This window comes from Thalassotalea loyana (genome assembly GCF_030161435.1).
GTDB classification, from domain to species: domain Bacteria; phylum Pseudomonadota; class Gammaproteobacteria; order Enterobacterales; family Alteromonadaceae; genus Thalassotalea_G; species Thalassotalea_G loyana.
Genome location: NZ_BSSV01000001.1, coordinates 346,257 through 364,800 on the forward strand (window position 1 = coordinate 346,257; position 18,544 = coordinate 364,800).

26 protein-coding genes are annotated in these 18,544 nt (G+C 39.6%); all 26 read left to right on the forward strand.

Annotated elements, in window-relative coordinates; translation table 11 throughout:
* Positions 1 to 67: 67 nt before the first annotated feature.
* The gene (locus tag QQK05_RS01525; RefSeq protein WP_284295604.1) at positions 68 to 691 is read left to right on the forward strand and encodes a PepSY domain-containing protein; all 624 of its coding nucleotides are present in this window, start codon (positions 68 to 70) and stop codon (positions 689 to 691) included.
* A complete protein-coding gene (locus tag QQK05_RS01530; protein WP_284295605.1) occupies positions 678 to 2,510 on the forward strand; it encodes a PepSY domain-containing protein in 1,833 nt (610 codons plus the stop codon). Before QQK05_RS01525 ends, QQK05_RS01530 begins: the two co-directional genes overlap by 14 nt.
* Before the next feature lie 24 nt (positions 2,511 to 2,534).
* Complete coding sequence (locus tag QQK05_RS01535; RefSeq protein ID WP_284295606.1) at positions 2,535 to 2,882, forward strand: copper resistance CopC family protein; 348 nt, start codon at positions 2,535 to 2,537, stop codon at positions 2,880 to 2,882.
* An 18-nt stretch (positions 2,883 to 2,900) separates the two neighbouring features.
* Positions 2,901 to 3,797 carry a copper resistance D family protein gene (locus QQK05_RS01540; RefSeq protein WP_284295607.1) on the forward strand — a complete coding sequence of 299 codons (897 nt, stop codon included), beginning with the start codon at positions 2,901 to 2,903 and terminating at the stop codon, positions 3,795 to 3,797.
* Between the two features lie 21 nt (positions 3,798 to 3,818).
* Positions 3,819 to 4,289: a YybH family protein gene (locus tag QQK05_RS01545; RefSeq protein WP_284295608.1), complete on the forward strand. Its 471-nt coding sequence runs from the start codon at positions 3,819 to 3,821 to the stop codon at positions 4,287 to 4,289.
* Between the two features lie 29 nt (positions 4,290 to 4,318).
* Positions 4,319 to 4,792 (forward strand): YybH family protein, encoded by a 474-nt coding sequence (locus tag QQK05_RS01550; protein WP_138478140.1) that lies wholly within the window; start codon positions 4,319 to 4,321, stop codon positions 4,790 to 4,792.
* A complete protein-coding gene (locus QQK05_RS01555) occupies positions 4,779 to 5,465 on the forward strand; it encodes a heparan-alpha-glucosaminide N-acetyltransferase (RefSeq protein ID WP_240721916.1) in 687 nt (228 codons plus the stop codon). Before QQK05_RS01550 ends, QQK05_RS01555 begins: the two co-directional genes overlap by 14 nt.
* Before the next feature lie 40 nt (positions 5,466 to 5,505).
* A complete protein-coding gene (locus QQK05_RS01560) occupies positions 5,506 to 5,943 on the forward strand; it encodes a hypothetical protein (protein WP_284295609.1) in 438 nt (145 codons plus the stop codon).
* Positions 5,944 to 6,063: 120 nt separating this feature from the next.
* On the forward strand, positions 6,064 to 6,453 hold the full coding sequence (locus QQK05_RS01565) for a hypothetical protein (protein WP_284295610.1): 390 nt from the start codon (positions 6,064 to 6,066) through the stop codon (positions 6,451 to 6,453).
* A gap of 112 nt (positions 6,454 to 6,565) precedes the next feature.
* Entirely contained in the window at positions 6,566 to 7,720 is a 1,155-nt protein-coding gene (locus tag QQK05_RS01570) for a porin (RefSeq protein ID WP_284295611.1), read from the forward strand.
* A 12-nt stretch (positions 7,721 to 7,732) separates the two neighbouring features.
* Positions 7,733 to 8,272: a cytochrome c gene (locus QQK05_RS01575; protein ID WP_284295612.1), complete on the forward strand. Its 540-nt coding sequence runs from the start codon at positions 7,733 to 7,735 to the stop codon at positions 8,270 to 8,272.
* A gap of 70 nt (positions 8,273 to 8,342) precedes the next feature.
* On the forward strand, positions 8,343 to 8,756 hold the full coding sequence (locus QQK05_RS01580; RefSeq protein WP_138478134.1) for a MerR family transcriptional regulator: 414 nt from the start codon (positions 8,343 to 8,345) through the stop codon (positions 8,754 to 8,756).
* 101 nt (positions 8,757 to 8,857) lie between these two features.
* Complete coding sequence (locus QQK05_RS01585; protein WP_284296413.1) at positions 8,858 to 11,101, forward strand: heavy metal translocating P-type ATPase; 2,244 nt, start codon at positions 8,858 to 8,860, stop codon at positions 11,099 to 11,101.
* Positions 11,102 to 11,112: 11 nt separating this feature from the next.
* Positions 11,113 to 11,466 carry a cupredoxin domain-containing protein gene (locus tag QQK05_RS01590; protein WP_004589267.1) on the forward strand — a complete coding sequence of 118 codons (354 nt, stop codon included), beginning with the start codon at positions 11,113 to 11,115 and terminating at the stop codon, positions 11,464 to 11,466.
* A 9-nt stretch (positions 11,467 to 11,475) separates the two neighbouring features.
* A complete protein-coding gene (locus tag QQK05_RS01595) occupies positions 11,476 to 11,811 on the forward strand; it encodes a DUF2933 domain-containing protein (protein ID WP_008467859.1) in 336 nt (111 codons plus the stop codon).
* The gene (locus QQK05_RS01600; RefSeq protein ID WP_010558024.1) at positions 11,804 to 12,469 is read left to right on the forward strand and encodes a methyltransferase family protein; all 666 of its coding nucleotides are present in this window, start codon (positions 11,804 to 11,806) and stop codon (positions 12,467 to 12,469) included. The genes QQK05_RS01595 and QQK05_RS01600 overlap by 8 nt, the downstream gene beginning before the upstream one ends.
* Positions 12,453 to 12,875, forward strand: a complete 423-nt coding sequence (locus QQK05_RS01605; protein ID WP_284295622.1) for an EMC3/TMCO1 family protein — start codon at positions 12,453 to 12,455, stop codon at positions 12,873 to 12,875. The genes QQK05_RS01600 and QQK05_RS01605 overlap by 17 nt, the downstream gene beginning before the upstream one ends.
* 10 nt (positions 12,876 to 12,885) lie before the next feature.
* Complete coding sequence (locus tag QQK05_RS01610) at positions 12,886 to 13,257, forward strand: cation transporter (protein ID WP_138478122.1); 372 nt, start codon at positions 12,886 to 12,888, stop codon at positions 13,255 to 13,257.
* Between the two features lie 44 nt (positions 13,258 to 13,301).
* Positions 13,302 to 13,655: a hypothetical protein gene (locus QQK05_RS01615; RefSeq protein WP_284295623.1), complete on the forward strand. Its 354-nt coding sequence runs from the start codon at positions 13,302 to 13,304 to the stop codon at positions 13,653 to 13,655.
* Between the two features lie 92 nt (positions 13,656 to 13,747).
* Entirely contained in the window at positions 13,748 to 13,840 is a 93-nt protein-coding gene (locus QQK05_RS18670) for a DUF5676 family membrane protein (protein ID WP_407704842.1), read from the forward strand.
* A 3-nt stretch (positions 13,841 to 13,843) separates the two neighbouring features.
* A complete protein-coding gene (locus QQK05_RS01620) occupies positions 13,844 to 14,188 on the forward strand; it encodes a hypothetical protein (protein WP_284295624.1) in 345 nt (114 codons plus the stop codon).
* A 91-nt stretch (positions 14,189 to 14,279) separates the two neighbouring features.
* A complete protein-coding gene (locus QQK05_RS01625; protein ID WP_284295625.1) occupies positions 14,280 to 14,966 on the forward strand; it encodes a thermostable hemolysin in 687 nt (228 codons plus the stop codon).
* Between the two features lie 2 nt (positions 14,967 to 14,968).
* On the forward strand, positions 14,969 to 16,429 hold the full coding sequence (locus tag QQK05_RS01630) for an AMP-binding protein (RefSeq protein ID WP_284295626.1): 1,461 nt from the start codon (positions 14,969 to 14,971) through the stop codon (positions 16,427 to 16,429).
* Complete coding sequence (locus tag QQK05_RS01635; RefSeq protein WP_284295627.1) at positions 16,416 to 17,099, forward strand: TenA family transcriptional regulator; 684 nt, start codon at positions 16,416 to 16,418, stop codon at positions 17,097 to 17,099. Before QQK05_RS01630 ends, QQK05_RS01635 begins: the two co-directional genes overlap by 14 nt.
* The gene (locus QQK05_RS01640) at positions 17,089 to 17,877 is read left to right on the forward strand and encodes an SDR family oxidoreductase (RefSeq protein ID WP_284295628.1); all 789 of its coding nucleotides are present in this window, start codon (positions 17,089 to 17,091) and stop codon (positions 17,875 to 17,877) included. The genes QQK05_RS01635 and QQK05_RS01640 overlap by 11 nt, the downstream gene beginning before the upstream one ends.
* Positions 17,877 to 18,533 (forward strand): tetratricopeptide repeat protein, encoded by a 657-nt coding sequence (locus QQK05_RS01645; RefSeq protein WP_284295629.1) that lies wholly within the window; start codon positions 17,877 to 17,879, stop codon positions 18,531 to 18,533. Before QQK05_RS01640 ends, QQK05_RS01645 begins: the two co-directional genes overlap by 1 nt.
* The last annotated feature ends 11 nt before the right edge of the window (positions 18,534 to 18,544 follow it).

Genomic DNA, 18,544 nt, shown 5'->3' on the forward strand with positions numbered 1-18,544 from the left:
ATGGCTAATGGCTTTTGTCGGAATACAATTCCTTTTCTGGTCTATCACTGGCATGTATATGGTGATTATGGATATTCACTATATACATGGCGAGTCCTTAGCTAAGAGTAAGAAAGCTGGAATAGATTTAGAAAGTGTGGATTATTCCATTGCAGAACTTGTTGTTGATTACCCTGAAGCTAGGCAAGTCAGGCTTATTCAAAGCAGAGGAAAGCCTTTGTATTCTTTTATTAATGGAGAACATGGGAAAGTAGTAATTGATGCTGAGACTGGGGCTGTTCAAGCCCTAGTTGATGAAATCAAAGCAAAAGAAATCGCACAATACCATTATGCGATGAATCATAAAATCGACAGTATAAGGTTGATTAAGTCAGCGACAAACATGCCTGCTGAGTTGTCCCCTAGGCATTTACCTGCTTGGAGAGTGACGTTTGAGCAATTCGCTACACCGACATTTTATATAAGTCAACAAACAGGAGCGCTTGTTGCCAAGCGTCATGATTACTGGCGATTGTTTGATTGGATGTGGCGCTTTCATATCATGGATTACGATGACGGCGAAAATGTATCTAACTGGTTTTTGTTCTTGGTTGCAACTTTAGGTCTAATGGCCACGATTACGGGAGTTATTTTGACGTATTTTCGAGTGTTCACCTCCACTAAAAAGGGGGCATTTGATGCGACTATTTAAATTAAATACATCGATACACAAATGGCTTTCTTTAGTGGTTGGTTTACAACTACTTGTTTGGTTAGGTACGGGCCTTTACTTCAATTTAATGGATCACAGTAAAGCCAGTGGCAACGAGCATAGAGTTTATTCTCATCACGAAGGTAACATTGCTGATTTTAACCTAATCCCTATTGAAGATATTACTAGTGAGTCTCCGCAGGAAGTAAAGCTTATATGGGTTTTACATCAGCCCTACTATCACTTGGTATTCGATATGGGCCTACATAGCTACCAAGTGCGTCACTCAATGCTATTTGATGCTGTAACAGGTAAGCGATTTAATCTGTCTGAAGAACAAATTATAACTTTAGCAAAAAATTCCTACTCAGGTGAGGGGAAATTAACTGCGCCAGAGTTATCTCAACCACCATTTTCTGATCACATAAGGCAGCTAAATCCAATGTGGAAAGTTGCTGTTGAGGATGAAAATAATACAACTATTTATTTAGACAGTGTTACTGGTCAAGTACTTCGCCATGCCAATGATGATTTCAGATTAAAAGATTTGATGATGAAGCTCCACTTTATGGACTATGGCAATTCTGGAGGGTTTAACCATTGGTTGATCATTGCATTTGCTTTTGCAACGCTATTTTTATCTATTACTGGCGTAACTTTGCTGATACAGCAATATAAAAATGGTTTGCTAAAGCTAAGTTTGGGCCGCAACAGACAAAAAGTGGCTGTGACTTTTTCCAATGAAAATACAATTACTGACATTTCAGCAGTTGGCAGCTCTACTGTATTAGAAGGGCTTGCTAGTTCACGTGTATACCTACCTTCAAGTTGTGGTGGCGGTGGTACATGTGGCAAATGCGTGTTCTTAAGTTCAACTAAATTACCTATCACGCTATCTGAACAGGAGCATTTATCTCAGGAGCAACTTAAGGAAGGCTTTCGGCTTGGATGTCAGCATAAATTCTCTGAAATTAGTTCGATTGAAGTTAATACTGACCTCAATATTGAAAATCATGAGCTAGTTGTGGTTGCGACTAATTTCATTACTCCTTTTATCAAGGAAGTGAAATTTAAGCTGAAATCAGGCAAACAATTGGCATTTAAAGCTGGTGCATATATGCAATTTGACGTGCCAGCAGGGGTGAATAGCCTACGGCCAGATGATATGCCAGAGAACTTTGAAAAATACTGGGAAAGTTATTCTCATGGAAAGTTTTCACATGACGGCGTAACTCGCCATTACTCCTTGGTTAACTTTGATCAAGAAACAGATGAGCTAACCTTCAACATCCGCTGGCAAACGGCTAAGGATGGTTATTATGCAGGTATAGGTTCAAGCTATTTAGGGTCACTCGAAGTTGGTGAAACGATAATCGCAAAAGGTCCTTTTTCTGACTTTTACGCGACTTCAGATAAAAAGGTTCCTCGCATCTTTATTGGCGCTGGTTCAGGACTTGCTCCACTCAGAGCGATCATTTTTGAACAGTTGAAAAAACGTCAAGACGAAAGTGATTTGACTCTCATCTATGGTGCGCGAACTGAAGATGATTTGCTCTACTGCGATGAGTTGAACTCATTGAGTGAGCAGCATAAAAACTTTTCTTATATTCCCACACTTTCTAACCCTTCAGAACAATGGCAAGGGCATTCTGGCTATGTACAGCAAGTACTTCTGCCGTATTTGAGCCAAAACGTAAAATTCCTGTATACAGAATTTTACTTGTGCGGCCCAGAAGCAATGATGAATGAAGTGGAACAAATAATTACTGATGTTGGTATACCCAGTAATCAAATTTTCAAAGACAAATTTAGTCGTTAATTCATAAATTAAACAGAGGTAAATATGAAAACATTAATTAAATTTTTAACTGTAATCAGCGTTGTTTTTAGTAGTGCGGTTTTCGCGCATGTGCATCTTGAAAAAAGCGTGCCTGCTGATAATGCAATGCTAATGAAGACTCCAGAAAAGTTAACATTGGCATTTAGCAAAGAAGTTCGTGTAGTCAAAATTACATTGAAAAACAAAAAAGGTGAAAAGGTTAAGTTCGGCTTCAAACCTACTAAAGAGGCCAATACCGAATTTACGTGGAAACTACCGAAACTTGCACCTGCTAACTATGTTGTTGATGTTACTTTCTTAGGTAAAGATGGGCACAAAATGAAAGATAGCTTTGGCTTTATGGTTCATTAATCTAATGGAGTGATTGCTATGGAAATGTATATCTGGAATACAGTCACTGTGCTGTCAAAAATTGTATTTTACGTTGGCTTTGCCTGTATTGCTGGTTATACATTTTTCAGGCCGATTTTTGAGCGCAATGAATGTCATAACAAATCATTGACAGCAAACCTTAAATGGATGAGGGCTTCGATCATCGTCGCTTTGATTGCTAATGGTGTTTGGTTCTTTGCCAGTACTGGTGCAATGGCAGAAGAAGGCATTCACGGTGCATTCGACCCTGATATGTTAGGTATTATGTGGGACTCTTCTATTGGTGATGGAACTTTGCTTCGAACCATAGGGGTAATGATAGCAATATTGGTATTAATATCACCGTTCAAACTCAAATCAGTATTACTGAATAATTACCTAAAACAAGGCAGTTTGGTATCTAGTTTATTTTTACTTGCATACACCTTTACCTTAGTAGGCCATGTATCTGAGCTAGGCGTGTTCGAAAAAGTATTGCTGATGCTCCATGTGCTTGTTATGGCTTGGTGGTTCGGAGCGTTGTTTCCGCTTAAACAAGCTTGCCATGAACAGAGCTATGAGCAGCTTTACACATTGATGGACACGTTTGGAAGGCAAGCAAGTATCGCCGTGAGTCTATTGTTAATTGCAGGCCTTTGGTTAGCTTATCAATTAGTCGGAAATGTTGAAGAACTGTTTAGTTCAAGCTATGGGCAAACTCTGCTACTCAAATTAGCTCTCGTGACTTCGATATTGGGCATCGCAGCTAAGCATAAATTAAAACTTGTCCCACATCTTAAAAATAACGATGGCAGAGAAGCACTATCTAAATCTATTTCTAAAGAAATGGTAGTCGCTTTTGCCATTTTATCTGTAACGGCTGGGCTTACTAGCGTTGTTGGCCCTGCAAATTGAAACCTAAAAGAGAGAATGAAAATGAAAATGAAAACAATAAATATATTACTCGTTTTATTAATGACGTTTAGTTTCGCAGCAAACGCTCATGGTGATAAGAACAAAGTCAAAGGTTTGTTTAAAGGTATAGATACCCCTGCTGCAAAAGTTGTTTTGGCATTTCATCAAGCACTAGAAACGGGCAACAAGGAACAAGCAAGAGCACAGTTGGCTGATGATGTGACCATCTACGAGGGTGGCCGCGTTGAAAGAAGTGCTGATGAATATGCTCATCACCATATGCTGTCGGATATGAAATATCTTGCTTCTATGAAGAGTGAACCACTTGAACATCAAGTAACTATCCTTGGAAATACCGCTATATCTGCTTTGCGCAGTCATACTAAAGGTAATTACAAAGGTAAAGAGCGCGATTATCAAGGCATGGAAACGATGGTTCTGGAAAAACAAAACGGTGAATGGAAGATCAAGCACATTCATTGGTCACGTTAATTTATTGGTCAAACAACGGAGACTAACAAGTGACTAAGTATATATTAATTAGCATTCTGAGTATGCTGGCATTTTTTTCAAATGCGCATGATAAAAGCCACATAGATGATGAAAAGCAAATTACTTATATCATTCATCAAATTAAATATGGCTGGGAAAACGGCGATGGTAAGCCTTTTCGCACGCATTTTCATGACTTTAAAGGGGCAAGGTATTTTGAATCAGGCGGTCAAAATGTCGGACTTAACGATTTAGTTGAGCATCATGTTGAACCTGAAAAAGATGCGTTGGTTTTCTTGAATTTGGATTTTTCCAATATCCAAATTCATATTGAAAATGAGTTTGCTTGGGCACTTGCAGATACAGCAGTAAAAGGCGAGGTGAGGAAGTCAGGAAAAACCTTCGATAAAACAGGCTTCCAAACGTTTCTATTTAAAAAAGTAGACGGTGAATGGAAGGTGCTTCACACCCATTCATCTAGTAAAAATCGTGCGAAGAAATAATTATATCGACTCGATGAGAGCTACTGCAATTATATTGATGGTAGCTTTTCATTTTGTCTGGGATTTAAACCATTTTGGCTATGTCACAACAGACATACCGAATGGCATTTTCTGGAAAGAGTTTAGAGCATTAATTGTAAGCCTGTTTTTGTTTTCAGTTGGTGCCAGTCTGGTTTATTCCTATCAAGGAGGTATATCAGCGAAGAAGTTAAGTTGGCGAATGGCGAAGGTATCTAGTGCAGCGTTACTAGTGACATTATCCTCATTGTTTACCTTGCCTGAACATTGGATTTACTTTGGAATTTTACATTTTATCGCGGTCGCAACGGTTTTATTAGTATGGCTGGTGAACAAGCCCAAACTTGCACTGTTCTTGTCATTATTTGTAATGACTTCATATCTTGCAATAGAAACACCTTGGAATTGGCCTTTTAACTATATTCAAGGTTACATTTCAAAATACCCTAGTGACTTAGTTACCCCGATTCCTTGGCTAGCTTTGCCTTTGCTTGGTATTTGGGCTGCGCATTTCAAAACTTTTGGTATGCCTTTGGTAAATCAATATCAAATGCCTACTTTTGTAACATTGCTAAGTCGGCATTCTTTGTTAATTTACTTGCTTCACCAACCTTTACTTTTTGCTGGTTTTAGGTTCATAGAGTGGGTTACATAAATCTAAATGGGTTGTTAAATCAATGTTCAAGGGAGCGTGTATGTTTAGTGTCCATGGCAAATGGAAAATCACTGTTAGTAATAATATAGTCGTGCAGTGGTTTGGAGGTGCATGGAATGAAGAAGCCATTATTCAGTATGTTAAAGAATTTAGGCAAAAAACGTCTCCGCTGATAGGCGAACAGTGGGCCATTTTATCATTTTTTGTTGAATGGGAGTTGGGTGTGCCCGGAATAGAGCCGATAGTTGCGGAGCACTGTGCTTGGTTCATTAAAAATGGCTGTATTAAAGATTGTCATGTGTACAAGCCTAGTGCACTTAAAGCTGAACAGTTGGAAAAAATGATCCCATATTCAGAACCGGGTTATGAGCGCAGAGTCTTTGTTTCTTATGATGATGCTTATGCTTGGCTTCAATCCCATCAGTTTAAATTAGACAACCCAGAGATTTTAAATCTATTTGGTGAGCTAAAAATGTAAATATAAGTTTTGGTTTAAAATTTGATCAGGATCATAGAGTTATTTTCACAAGTTGTTAAAGTTTATGATGGTAAAGAAGGAATCAGCATGTTAAGGCTTTTCAGGTGGTTTAAAATAGTAATGCTAACTATGTTGCTTACGCAGCATGGCTTAGTTATTGCTGAACCTATGAATTGTGAAGAACATCATAATGATTCTTCTGCCACGCATATTATGCAATCCGCTAAAAATATGCATCATCAATTAATGAATGACAATAATCACCATCACGATGAAAATTCAGTAGAAGCTACCCACAATCATGCTGATGAAGACTGTGAAAAATGTAAAGCTGGTGACTGTGCTTGTTGTGAAGGTGGATTTTGTGCAAGCTTTCATTTAAATGCCTATCTTGTGCAGGATGAAGAAGGTAGTAGCCGCAATATTCACCTTGAATTAATTATCCAACAAATACTCCCGCCAGTCTCTGGCATTCACCTCTTACCTTATCGTCCCCCAATTATTGGCTAATCACGGGATCAGTGCGCCTTTTTTTCGCCAGTCCCATCAAAAATAGAACGACTTATTCATTGGTTTAAACAATCAACTGTTTTGAACTATTAGCACAATATTTTTGGGAGGCATGATGAACATGCTCAAATTATTGCCATTTGCAATAGCTACCGCTGTTGTGAGTGGGCAACTCTTAGCGAATGAACAACAAAATAATAGTCGCTTCGCGTTAGCGGGGTATGGAGACGTAAAATACGAAGAAAGTAAATTGATGGATACTAGTGCATTCAGCGCACGATTTGTACCTATATTCTTGTTTAGTCTCAGTGACAAAATGCATATAGAAGCTGAAACTGAAATCTCAGTTGATGAAAATGGGGAAACTGAAATTGAGCTTGAATACGCTGATCTTCATTATTTTCTTTCTGATACAACGACTTTTACCGCAGGTAAATTTCTACTCCCATTCGGCCAGTATGGACCGAATCAACACCCTAGTTGGATAAATCGCTCAGCATTTTCTCCCGGTATTTATGGCGGGTTAGGTGGTCATGGTGGTTATCAACCTATGCAAGGTTTGTTACCGGTGATGAGTGATATTGGCGTTGGCATTCAACACATTATTCCGTTGGGTAAAAACCAAAAAATATTTTTTGACGCATATGTGACCAATGGACTAGCTGCCGAGGCTACACATGGCGATGAAGAAGGTGATCATGCTGAAGGGGAAGGCGAGCATGAAGAAGTTGATGATCATGCTATGGAACTTCCTGAACTAGCGTTTGAAGCAACGAGTGCGGATAACAACTCTGACAAAGCATTTGGGGGTCGTATTGCGTATGCCTTTCTTCCGGGTATTGAGGTTGGCGCTTCTTATTACACGGCAAAATATGATGATGATGAAAAGCTAGGATTTACAGCAACTGGTTTTGATATTAACTGGATTGGTAATCATTACATCGTCAGAGGGGAATACATCAAAACTGCAACCGATGCCCTTGAAGAAGATGAACATGAAGAAAACAAAGTGATCACATTTGACCGCAATGGCTGGTATCTCCAAGCAACTTTTATGGCAGGAAAAATGTTCAATGTATTACAAGGAACCGATTTCGTCGTTGAATATGCTGAGGCCAATAAAATTAACGAAGCAGAGCGTTGGGCTTATGGCATTAATTACTGGTTAGACAGTCGAGCAGTCATTAAGGCGACATACGAAGATACAACTGTTCACGATGGGGAAGACGACAAGCGCTTCGCTATCCAATACAGCTATGGCTTTTAAGGGGATACCTAGATGAAATCAATTATTCAAATATTATTGGTTGCCAGCTTATATCTTTTGTCTGCTTTTAGTTCTTATGCACAAGAGAAAATTTCCGGTGCAGAAGTGATCAATAACAACTGTGCAAGATGCCATAACGCTCGCGCTGTTCATGAATTCTCAATTCCAGAATGGAAAGTCATTATGCCGCATATGCGAGAAAAGGCGCATTTAACAGGTAAAGAAACGCAAGCTGTTCTTGAGTTTTTGGAGCTAACTAGCCAAAGCGTACCTTTGGCAAAAAAAATAGCGCCAGTAACCCCGATAGCGCCTGATGGAAAGCAATTATTTACTCAATTTGGTTGCCAAGGTTGCCATTCATTTAAAGGTGATGGTGGCACAGTTGGCCCAGCGTTAGATGAAACGATTAAAAACAAAGGGATCGGCTTCTTTATCAATAAGCTTCAAAACCCTCAGTTTAATAACTCATCTTCACCTATGCCTAAAATGCCGCTAAACGAGCAACAGATAAAAGCAATAGCGGAGTACATTAAATCATCAGGAAACGCTTGACCTGTGTCTTAGACACAGGTCTAAGCTGTAGGTGAAAGTGCAAACTTAGGCGAAAAACTAAGGAGTAAATATGAAAGTAACAGAGCTGGCAAAAAGTCTTGGAACGACTGCTGATACGGTGCGCTATTACACGCGATTGGGACTGTTAAAACCTGCTAAGTCAGTGAACGGCTATAAGTCTTACTCGAATAAAGAGGTATCGAGACTTAAGTTCATTTTAAGTGCCAGAAACCTTGGTTTTTCCGTTGCTGATATCAAGCAAATTCTTAATGAATCTGAAGATGGTAAAAGTGCGTGCCCATTAGTCAGAAGTCTGATCAAAGAGCGGCTTGAAGAAACAGAAAAGCAGTTTCAAGCAATGTTGGCACTTCGAGGAAAAATGTCTTTGGCTCTTTCTCAATGGGAAGAAATGGAAGACAAAGCACCGACTGCAAACATGGTTTGTCATCTCATCGAAAACTTTGAGCAAATTAAAACGGCATAGGAGGAAAAATGGTGGCTACTAAAACAAATATAAAAACTGAATCAGGCTGTTGCTGTCAGGCAAAAGCTCAATCTTCTTCATGTAAAAGTAAGGAGAATACGTTGGAGAAAGTATCACATAACCAACAGCTCATCATAGAAGGAGCTGGGTGTGCTAGCTGTGTAGGCAAAATTGAAGGGGCGTTAAAGGCAACGCTTGGAGTCGTCAGTGCGGAAATGAATTTTGCTGATAGGACTGTAACAGTTTCTGGGACAGCTAAAACAGAAGAATTGATCAAAGCTGTTGAGTCAGTGGGGTATAACGCGAAGCCAATTGATGATAGCTCAGCAACAGATGCGCTTGACGAGAAAGAGGCGGCGGACTGGGCATATTACAAAAAGCTAATGCGCGATACGTTTATTGCTCTTTCACTCGGCGTTCCTTTGATGATCTACAGCATTGTGGTTGGAGAAATGACGGTTGAAACAAACCTTGAACGCATGTCTTGGCTGGTTGTAGGCATTTTAACTTTTGGTGTTATGTATTTTTCAGGTAAGCATTTTTATATTGGCGCTTGGAAAAGCTTTAAAAACCACTCCGCTAATATGGACACTCTAATAGCTTTAGGAACAGGTACAGCTTGGGTGTATTCGATGGTTGTCGTGTTTGCACCTGACGCCGTTCCATTGATGGCACGACATGTCTATTTTGAAGCTACCGCCATGATCATTGGCTTAATTGATTTAGGTCTAGCATTAGAAATAAAAGCCAGAGGTAAAACCTCTGAGGCCATTAAACGTCTTATCGGCTTGCAGGCCAAAACGGCAACTGTAGTTCGTGATAATAAAGAGGTTCAGATAGGTATCGAACAGGTTTTGCTTCATGATGTTGTGAAAGTAAAGCCGGGTGAAAAAATTCCCGTAGATGGCGTTGTATTGGAAGGACACACCTCTATTGATGAGTCCATGCTGACAGGCGAACCTATGCCTGTTGAAAAAGCCGAAGAAGATGAGGTTGTCGCTGGTACTTTGAACAAATCAGGCATGATTTTATTTAGAGCGACACGCGTTGGTAAAGACACGGCGCTTGCACAGATCATCAATATGGTGAAACGAGCGCAAAATTCAAAACCGCCGATTGGCCGCTTGGCCGATGTTATTTCCGCCTATTTCGTTCCTGTAGTCATGATCATCTCGGTGTTAAGTGCGTTAGCATGGCTTAACTTTGGCCCTGAGCCAGCAATTGCTTTTGCTATCGTATCAGCAACTACTGTGCTTATTATTGCCTGCCCGTGTGCTTTAGGCTTGGCAACACCCATGTCTGTCATGGTCGGAGTAGGAAAAGCAGCAGAAGCCGGAGTGCTTATACGAAATGGAGAAGCGTTACAAACCGCCTCTAAAATCACAGCCATGATTTTAGATAAAACGGGCACTATTACTGAAGGGGCACCTAAGGTAACCGATATTGTTTTAGCAAAAGCTACTGACGAAAAAGACGTACTACAGCTTGCAGCAAGTTTAGAAAGCGGCTCAGAGCACCCTTTAGCGCAAGCGATTGTTGAAAGTGCGTTAGATAAGGATATTGAGTTACTAAAAATTGAATCGTTTAATGCCATTACGGGTTTTGGTGTAGAAGCAAACTGTAACAATAAAGTCCTGCTTTTTGGTAACGATAAACTAATGAAGTTAAAAGGCATAGACCTCACAGGCTTTGTTGGAAAAGCCCAGTCTTTAGCCAAAGAAGCCAAAACACCTATGTACTTTGCTGTAGATGGTGAACTTGCCGCAATCATTGCTGTCGCAGATCCCATTAAGTCAGACTCAATCTCTGCTATCAAACGGCTTCAGGCTAATGGTATACGCGTCATCATGTTAACAGGTGATAACAAGGAAACCGCAGCCGCTGTTGCCAAAAAAGCAGGTATTAGTGAGTTTCTTGCTGAAGTGCTGCCAGAAGACAAAGCCAACAAGGTCAAAGAGCTACAAGACAGTGACGAGATCGTTGGTATGACAGGTGATGGCATCAACGATGCTCCAGCACTAGCGTTAGCCGATGTCGGTTTCGCCATAGGCACAGGGACTGATGTAGCAATCGAAAGTGCTGATATTACCCTGATGCGTGGCTCACTTCATGGCCTTGCTGATGCCATAGCTGTAAGCAAAGCCACTTTACGAAATATCAAACAAAACTTGTTTGGCGCGTTTGTCTATAACATAGCCGGGATTCCTTTTGCTGCGGGGATTCTATATCCCTTCTTTGGCATTCTGCTTAGCCCTGTAATTGCAGGTGCTGCAATGGCGTTTTCATCATTGACTGTAGTGTCAAATGCAAATCGACTTCGCTTTTTTAAAGCAAAAGAGCATTAAGGAGAATCACAATGATGGTTATTAACTTATTAGGCTTAATGTTAATCGCGCTGATTGTTTGGTGGTTTTGGCTATATAAACCCAATAAAACAATCGTTCAAGGTAATGAAGTACTCATTGAAGTGAGGGATGGTGTGTATTCCCCATCCTCAATTCAGGTGTCTGCTAGCCAACCTGTCACTCTGAAGTTTATGCGCAAAGATCAATCCCCCTGCGCTGAAACAATGCTTATTCCTTCATTGGATATAAGCGAACAGCTTAAATTAAATGAAATTACTCAAATTACCCTATTGAACTTATCACCGGGAGAGCATGAGTTTCACTGTCAGATGCAAATGTATCGCGGTGTCTTAAAAGTCGTTTAGGAGGGCAATATGAAAAATCAACACCCTAATTTTTGGTCAACACCTACAGGCTGGGCTGCACTGGCACTTATTGCCGCAGTGACCTACTTCTTAGTGCTTGAGCATGGTCAACATATGCTGCAATTTCTTCCCTACTTGATTTTATTGCTATGCCCCTTGATGCACGTATTTATGCATGGCAGTCATGGTAAACATGGTCACGATCATTCACATGCGCCTGATGAAAAAAAGGAAGAGAGCTTTCAAGAACTCACGGATAAAAATGCAGCCTATCGCGATGGCTACATACAAGGGTTAGAAAAGGCACGTAAGGAATCACATAAAAAGGAGAGCAGTGATGAATGAAACATATGATTATGACTTATGGTCAATGGTGATACTGAACTCAGCAATTTTTATCTTTTTTGCCTTTAGTTTTGTCAAACCAAAAACATCAACTGATTGGAGAAGTCTAAGCGCGTTCTCTGCCTTTATTGTTGCCCTATTTACTGAAATGTATGGCTTTCCTTTAACTATCTATTTTCTGTCGGGGTGGCTGACGGAGACCTATCCAGAAGTAAATTTCTTTGCGCATGAAAATGGGCATTTATTACATACTTTCTTTGGATTTCAAGGTGATGCCCATTGGGACCCATTTCATATAGTGAGTATGGTGTTAATTGTTGCAGGTTTCTTTATGTTGTCTTCAGCATGGAATGTATTGCATCACGCGCAAAAACATCATCAATTGGCTACAACTGGATGGTATGCAAGGTGTCGCCACCCACAGTATGTAGCTTTCATTCTAATCATGTTCGGCTTTTTATTGCAGTGGCCGACAATCCCAACACTTGCGATGTTTCCGATCTTAGTCGTTGTTTACGTCAAGCTAGCGAAACGCGAAGAAGCACAAGCGATTGCTGAGTTTGGTTCGGAGTACCACAGGTATATGGAATCGACACCAAGTTGGATCCCAAATTTTAATAAAAGTGTAGAAGGTAAAAATCATGAAAACGTTAACTAAATCAATTTTATTTATTAGTTCACTACTTATAACCACTAGCTCATTTGCCCAAAACAATGAGCATAAGCATGAAGGTGCGGAAAAATCGGATATGCATCAAGGCATGGCAATGTCGCATGAGGATATGGGCAAAATGCATACAAAAATGAAGGAAATGAAAGAGGAAGTCCATGCCATCAAAGCTGAAAAAGATCCTGAAAAGCAAAAGCAGATGATGGCTGAACATCACCGCTCAATGATGAAGATGATGCAATCCATGCACAAAAACATGGAAGCAATGCCAATGCATAAGCAAATCAAGATGGCTGAACATCATCTGGAAATGATGGAAAACATGATGCCACAAATGAAAGACAAAATGGCAGAAATGAAAGATAGCAATCAACAACATTCACACAAACATTAGGAGATAAATTATGAGTGATTTAGATCATAGAGTAGGCGTTAGAGAGCAAAACTTAGTTGTTCGAAACTTAAAGCTAAGCAATGTTACAGATGAGAATTGTGATCAATTAATAGCAGAAATTGATGAAATATTTGGTATTGATGAAGTGAGTTACAACATCAAGGAAGGTGAAATTCACCTTGCTTATGACGCTACCAATATTGACCTTGATGGTATTGAAGAAGTTATTCGCAAGCATGGTGCCGATGTTCATGATGATTGGTGGACACATACCAAAGAAAGCTACTACAAATTTGTTGATCAGAATGTTAAAGACAACGCTGCTCATAAGCCGTGGAGTTGTCACAAAGTTCCTCCGGGTGCAAGTCGGAAAAATAAGTAAGCTTCCAAAGAGCTTGCTCAGTTAATAAGTTAGATGAGGAAAAAATGATGAAAACATCAAATATTAAAATCCTTCTGTTATTTGTGTTCGGTATCTTTTTAGCGGGTTGTTCCAATACTGCCTTTTATCATAAAAATATGATGAGGGGCCAAGTTGTTGAGCAATCTACGGATAGAACTCTGATTTGTATTGGTGCTAAACATGGCGCAGAGGTTGGACAAAAATACAATGTTATTCGATTTCATAATGTTATTGCGCCCAGTGAAGGTGATGAACCGTACACTATTGAAAAAGTAGGAACGGTACAAATTACTAAGATCGTAAATGATCACTTCGCGACGGTGAAATTACTATCAGGTGACATTGCGGCGAAAGATATGGTAGAGCTTGAAAAGTAATAAAGTGGTGGCGAAAGCCACCACAGGAGAGTGATGATGAAACTTAACGAAAAAGCTTTAGCGTTGGCTTGTGCAGCCGCCTTTGGCATTGTTTGGTTTGTTCAATAATGGTAATGGTGCTGCCTGATATGATGCCTAGTATGACGGGCAACATGTTGCATATTGACTGGAAAATTCTGAGCTGACAGTTGTCCTTTATAGGAGCAAGGAGTGCTTACATACTCTCGGTCTATGACTATAAAGAATTTGAAAAATCATTAATTGGGGAGTTTTTATCCGGTGTTGTTATAGATGATGAAACTTTTAGATTTCGCTCTTTCGAACAAATGGTGACTTCTCAAGTTGTGACTAAAACTATGGTTGAAGGGGAACTAGAAGTCCTAACTCATAATGGAAGCTTTTATGTGATTGATGCTAAGCATAAATTGTTTAAAATTTCGCTTGCCGAACTTAAAATTATGAGAGCTGGTTCGTACTCACCGGAGCGTATACTAGAAATCAGAGGGCACCTAAAAACTTGGATTAAACAATAGTGGGATTAAGATCAAAATCTTTTATTTTTTAAGTTTATCTTAAGGAAGCCTATTTATAGTCAAGCTATTAGCAGTTGAAATAGATTTACAAATGCAAAATTTAGCTCAGACTTCATCAATGCTCGCTCCTGTAAAAAGCAAGGAACACGTTCCCTTCGACATGGGTGTTTGTTTTTTTAGCAATGCTAAAAAAAGGGAAGAAATATCAACTTTTATTCGTGATGGTTACAAAAAAGCTTTTAACGCTGATATATCTGTCACCATGCCAGCGTTGCTTTATATAGAGGATAAAAATTTAAAAGCCGCCTTGGGCATGAGAGGTGGTAAAGAGACTTTCTTTGTTCAGCAATACCTTGATAAACCAATCATAGAGTGCGTTAAAGATCACTTACCTGAAGTTTATGTTGAGCAGCTTGTTGAAATTGGCAGTTTGTATAGCAACTCAAATCGATTCACTATTCCGTTATTTATGGTGACCGCAGTCACTTCATATTTGTTGGGCAAGAAAGCACTTATTTTGTGCGGTACTGAGCATGTACTTGATTTGCTGACTAAATCAGGCGTTGAGTTCTATAAAATAGCCGATGCTAAAGAAAGTTGTTTACAAGAAAGCACCGATAATTGGGGCACTTACTATCAAACAAATCCGCAAGTAGTGTCAGTATCACTAGAAGCGGTTATGGCCCTAATTGAAGAAAACAAGTTCTACAAAAAGTTGTTTCACCGTCTTGCCGGGAAAATAGAAGTTACCTGTTTAAAAATGGCAGGTAAATTATGATCTTGAAAGCGATATTTCAAAATGACCCAAATAGTATTGCCATCGAAACACAAAGTAATACCGTTAGCTATGAAGAATTATTCAGCCAAGTTGAACGTGTTTACTATTGGTTAGTTGAGCATAACGTCAATGTTTTAGTTTTGGAAAGTGACAATGTCCCTGAGTGGGTGTATATCGACTTAGCGTGCCAAAAAGCAGGTGTGGTGTTTGTTCCAGTTCCTTCGTTTTTCTCGAAGTCTCAGGTTGATAGTGTTATTGCTCGTGTTGAACCAGACGTAATAATTCAACCCGTAGACAATTCAACACTTTGGGAAACGTTTATTTTTCCTATATATCAGTTTTCGAAATTTAAGCACTCGAATAAAAATAGTATGCCAAAAGGCACGAGCAAAGTGACCTTTACTTCTGGCTCTACAGGACAACCTAAAGGTGTATGTTTAAGTATTGAGAATCAATTTAAAGTCGCAAACTCGCTAGTCAAAAGAATTGGCCTTAAACAGCCTAAGCACTTTTGCTTACTTTCATTTTCCACACTACTTGAAAATATTGCAGGCATCTACGCTCCTCTGATGGCTGGAGGAACAATTTGTATTTATTCCGATAACGAAAGAGGCTTTAACGGTTCTTCGATTACTTCACCAGATGTTTTGTTAAATACAATTTCAAGTGTTAAACCCGAAACAATTATCCTAGTACCTGAATTACTTCAGTTTCTGTTACATGCGAATAGCAGTGGTTGGCAACTACCAGATTCGTTCAAATTTATGGCGGTAGGCGGTAGTCGAGTTGCTCCCTCGCTTCTAGCTAAAGCGACAACAAGCGGCTTTCCTGTTTTTCAAGGTTATGGCTTATCAGAATGCGCGTCGGTAGTTGCATTAAATAGCAGTGAAGCAATCAATGATTTTTCAGCAGGTGAAGCTTTACCTCACTTATCAGTAGAGGTTATTAACGGCGAATTAGTGGTTAAGGGCAATGCATTTCTAGGATATTTAGGGTTGCCTGAAACTTGGTATCAACAAAGCGTCAGAACAGGTGATATAGCATCTATTACTAACGGTCGTGTTGAAATTAATGGCCGTAAATCAAATTTATTGATTAATTCTTTTGGCCGAAATATCTCGCCAGAGTGGGTTGAATCAGAGCTATTAGGGACTAATGCTTTTTCTCAAGTCGTGGTATTTGGTGATGCACAGCCCTCACTCGTTGCTCTTGTATCTCCAATCAATAGAGAGCTTACAAATGAGTTTATAGCCACAGTAATTAATAAAGTAAACCAATCACTTCCAGATTATGCACGTATTAAACACTTTCATACGCTGGAGCAACCTCTTTCAATAGAAAGTGGGCAGCTAACATCGAATGGCCGCCCGAAACGAAATCAAATCTTAAACAACTTTTCCCAAGAAATGGCGGCGTTGTATCGCCAAAGCAGTGAGAAGGAAATTAACCATGAAATTATTTGAAAGATTACAAACAGAAACCGCGAATGAGCGCAATTATCTTACTTCTTCACCAATTATCAAGCGCTGCTTTGAAGGTGAAATATCAGTAGAAGATTATGTGAAATTTTTAAGTCAAGCATATCATCATGTAAAACACACTGTACCTTTATTGATGAATGTTGGTGCGAAGTTGCCAGAGTCCAAGGAGTGGTTAAGAGAAGCGGTTGCGGAATATATTGAAGAGGAACTAGGTCATCAAGAGTGGATTTTAAACGATATTGCCGCATGTGGATTTGATAAAGAAATCGTCCGTCACAGCAAGCCAAACTTTAATACTGAGTTAATGGTTTCTTATGCCTATGACGCGGTTAATCGAGTATCACCACTTATGTTCTTCGGCATGGTACATGTGCTTGAAGGGACGAGTATTGCTTTAGCCGATAATGCCGCAGACGTTATTAAAGGCAAATTGCAATTACCCCAAAATGCTTTTTCATACTTAAGGTCGCATGGCGCACTGGATATAGATCATGTCAAATTTTTTGAAAATTTGATGGATAAGATCACCGATAAAAGTGAACAAGATATCATTGTCGAAAGTGCGAAACACTTTTATGTCTTATATGCCAATATTTTTAGAAGTTTAGACAGTTCTGGAAATATTAGCGAGGAGGCATCTCATGCAGCATAAACATGTATGCCTGCTTACTGGTGCTACGGGAGGCATTGGTCAAGCGATAGCTCACTTGTTTGATGCTCAGGGCTTTCAACTCATTTTACACGGTAGAAATGAAATGAAACTTGAGGCATTGCAAAAGTCATTAAACGGAAATCATCATATTATCTGCGGCGACTTAAATGATGCTGAGGTTCGCTGTGTACTTATTGACGAGGCTTTTGCAGATTTAGAACACCAGCCGACAATGCTGATTAACAATGCTGGAATTTCGCAATTTAGAAGTATTGCAGAAGTGAGTTGTAATGACATCGAATCACTCATTAGCACGAATTTGATCGCAACAATTGATTTTACTCGTCTATTTTTGGGTCGTGTAAAGCAAGCTAGCACAATTGTTAATGTTGGCTCTGCATTTGGGGCTATTGGATATCCGGGCTATTCACTTTATTGCGCCAGTAAATTTGGCTTAAGGGGCTTTACAGAAGCCTTAATGCGAGAGTTAGCTAATAGCGAGCATAGGGTTTGTTATTTTGCTCCACGGGCGACGAACACTTCAATTAATTCAACAAGCGTTCAGCAAATGAACAGTGAACTGGGTAATCATTCAGACTCTACAGAATTTGTCGCGCAAGAATTATTAAAACTCATCAACAGTAAAAGTGTTCGTAAAACAGTTGGTTGGCCTGAAAAGTTTTTCGCACGAATCAATGGGGTGTTCCCCGAAATTGTTGATAAGTCAATTAGTAAACAAACGAAAGAAATTCTAACCTTCGCAAGAGGAGAGCAATAATGAAGTACATTAAACGTTTTTTAGCACTGAGCGCTATTTACTTTTCAGCATCTGTAATGGCTGATACTCCAAATGAATTTGATGATGCATTGTTAAAATTGCAGCAATCTTGGGCATCTGTCAATTATGAGTATGATGGTAAAGAGCAAGAGGAAGTATTTGAAAAACTGAATTTAGAAGCAGAGCAACTTACGTTAAATTACCCTGAAAAAGCCGAAGCATGGGTATGGAAAGGCATTGTAGAATCTAGCTATGCTGGGGCAAAAGGCGGTTTAGGAGCGCTTTCTTTAGCTAAAGCGGCGAAAAAATCGCTAGAAAAGGCACTTGAAATAGATGAGCAAGCACTGATGGGGTCAGCCTATACTAGTTTAGGCACGCTTTATCATAAGGTGCCCGGCTGGCCTATTGGTTTTGGTGATGATGATGACGCTAAAGTAATGCTAAATAAGGCATTGGCTATCAATCCAGACGGGATCGATCCAAATTATTTTTATGGCGAGTACTTATATGACGAAAAAGACTATAAGCAAGCGCTAGTTTATCTAGAGAAGGCAAAGCAAGCCACGCCACGTGATACTAGACCATTGGCTGATAAATATCGCCATGAAGAAATTGAACTATTACTTGCTAAAGTGAACAAAAAACTGAAAAGATAGCAAAAGCATAG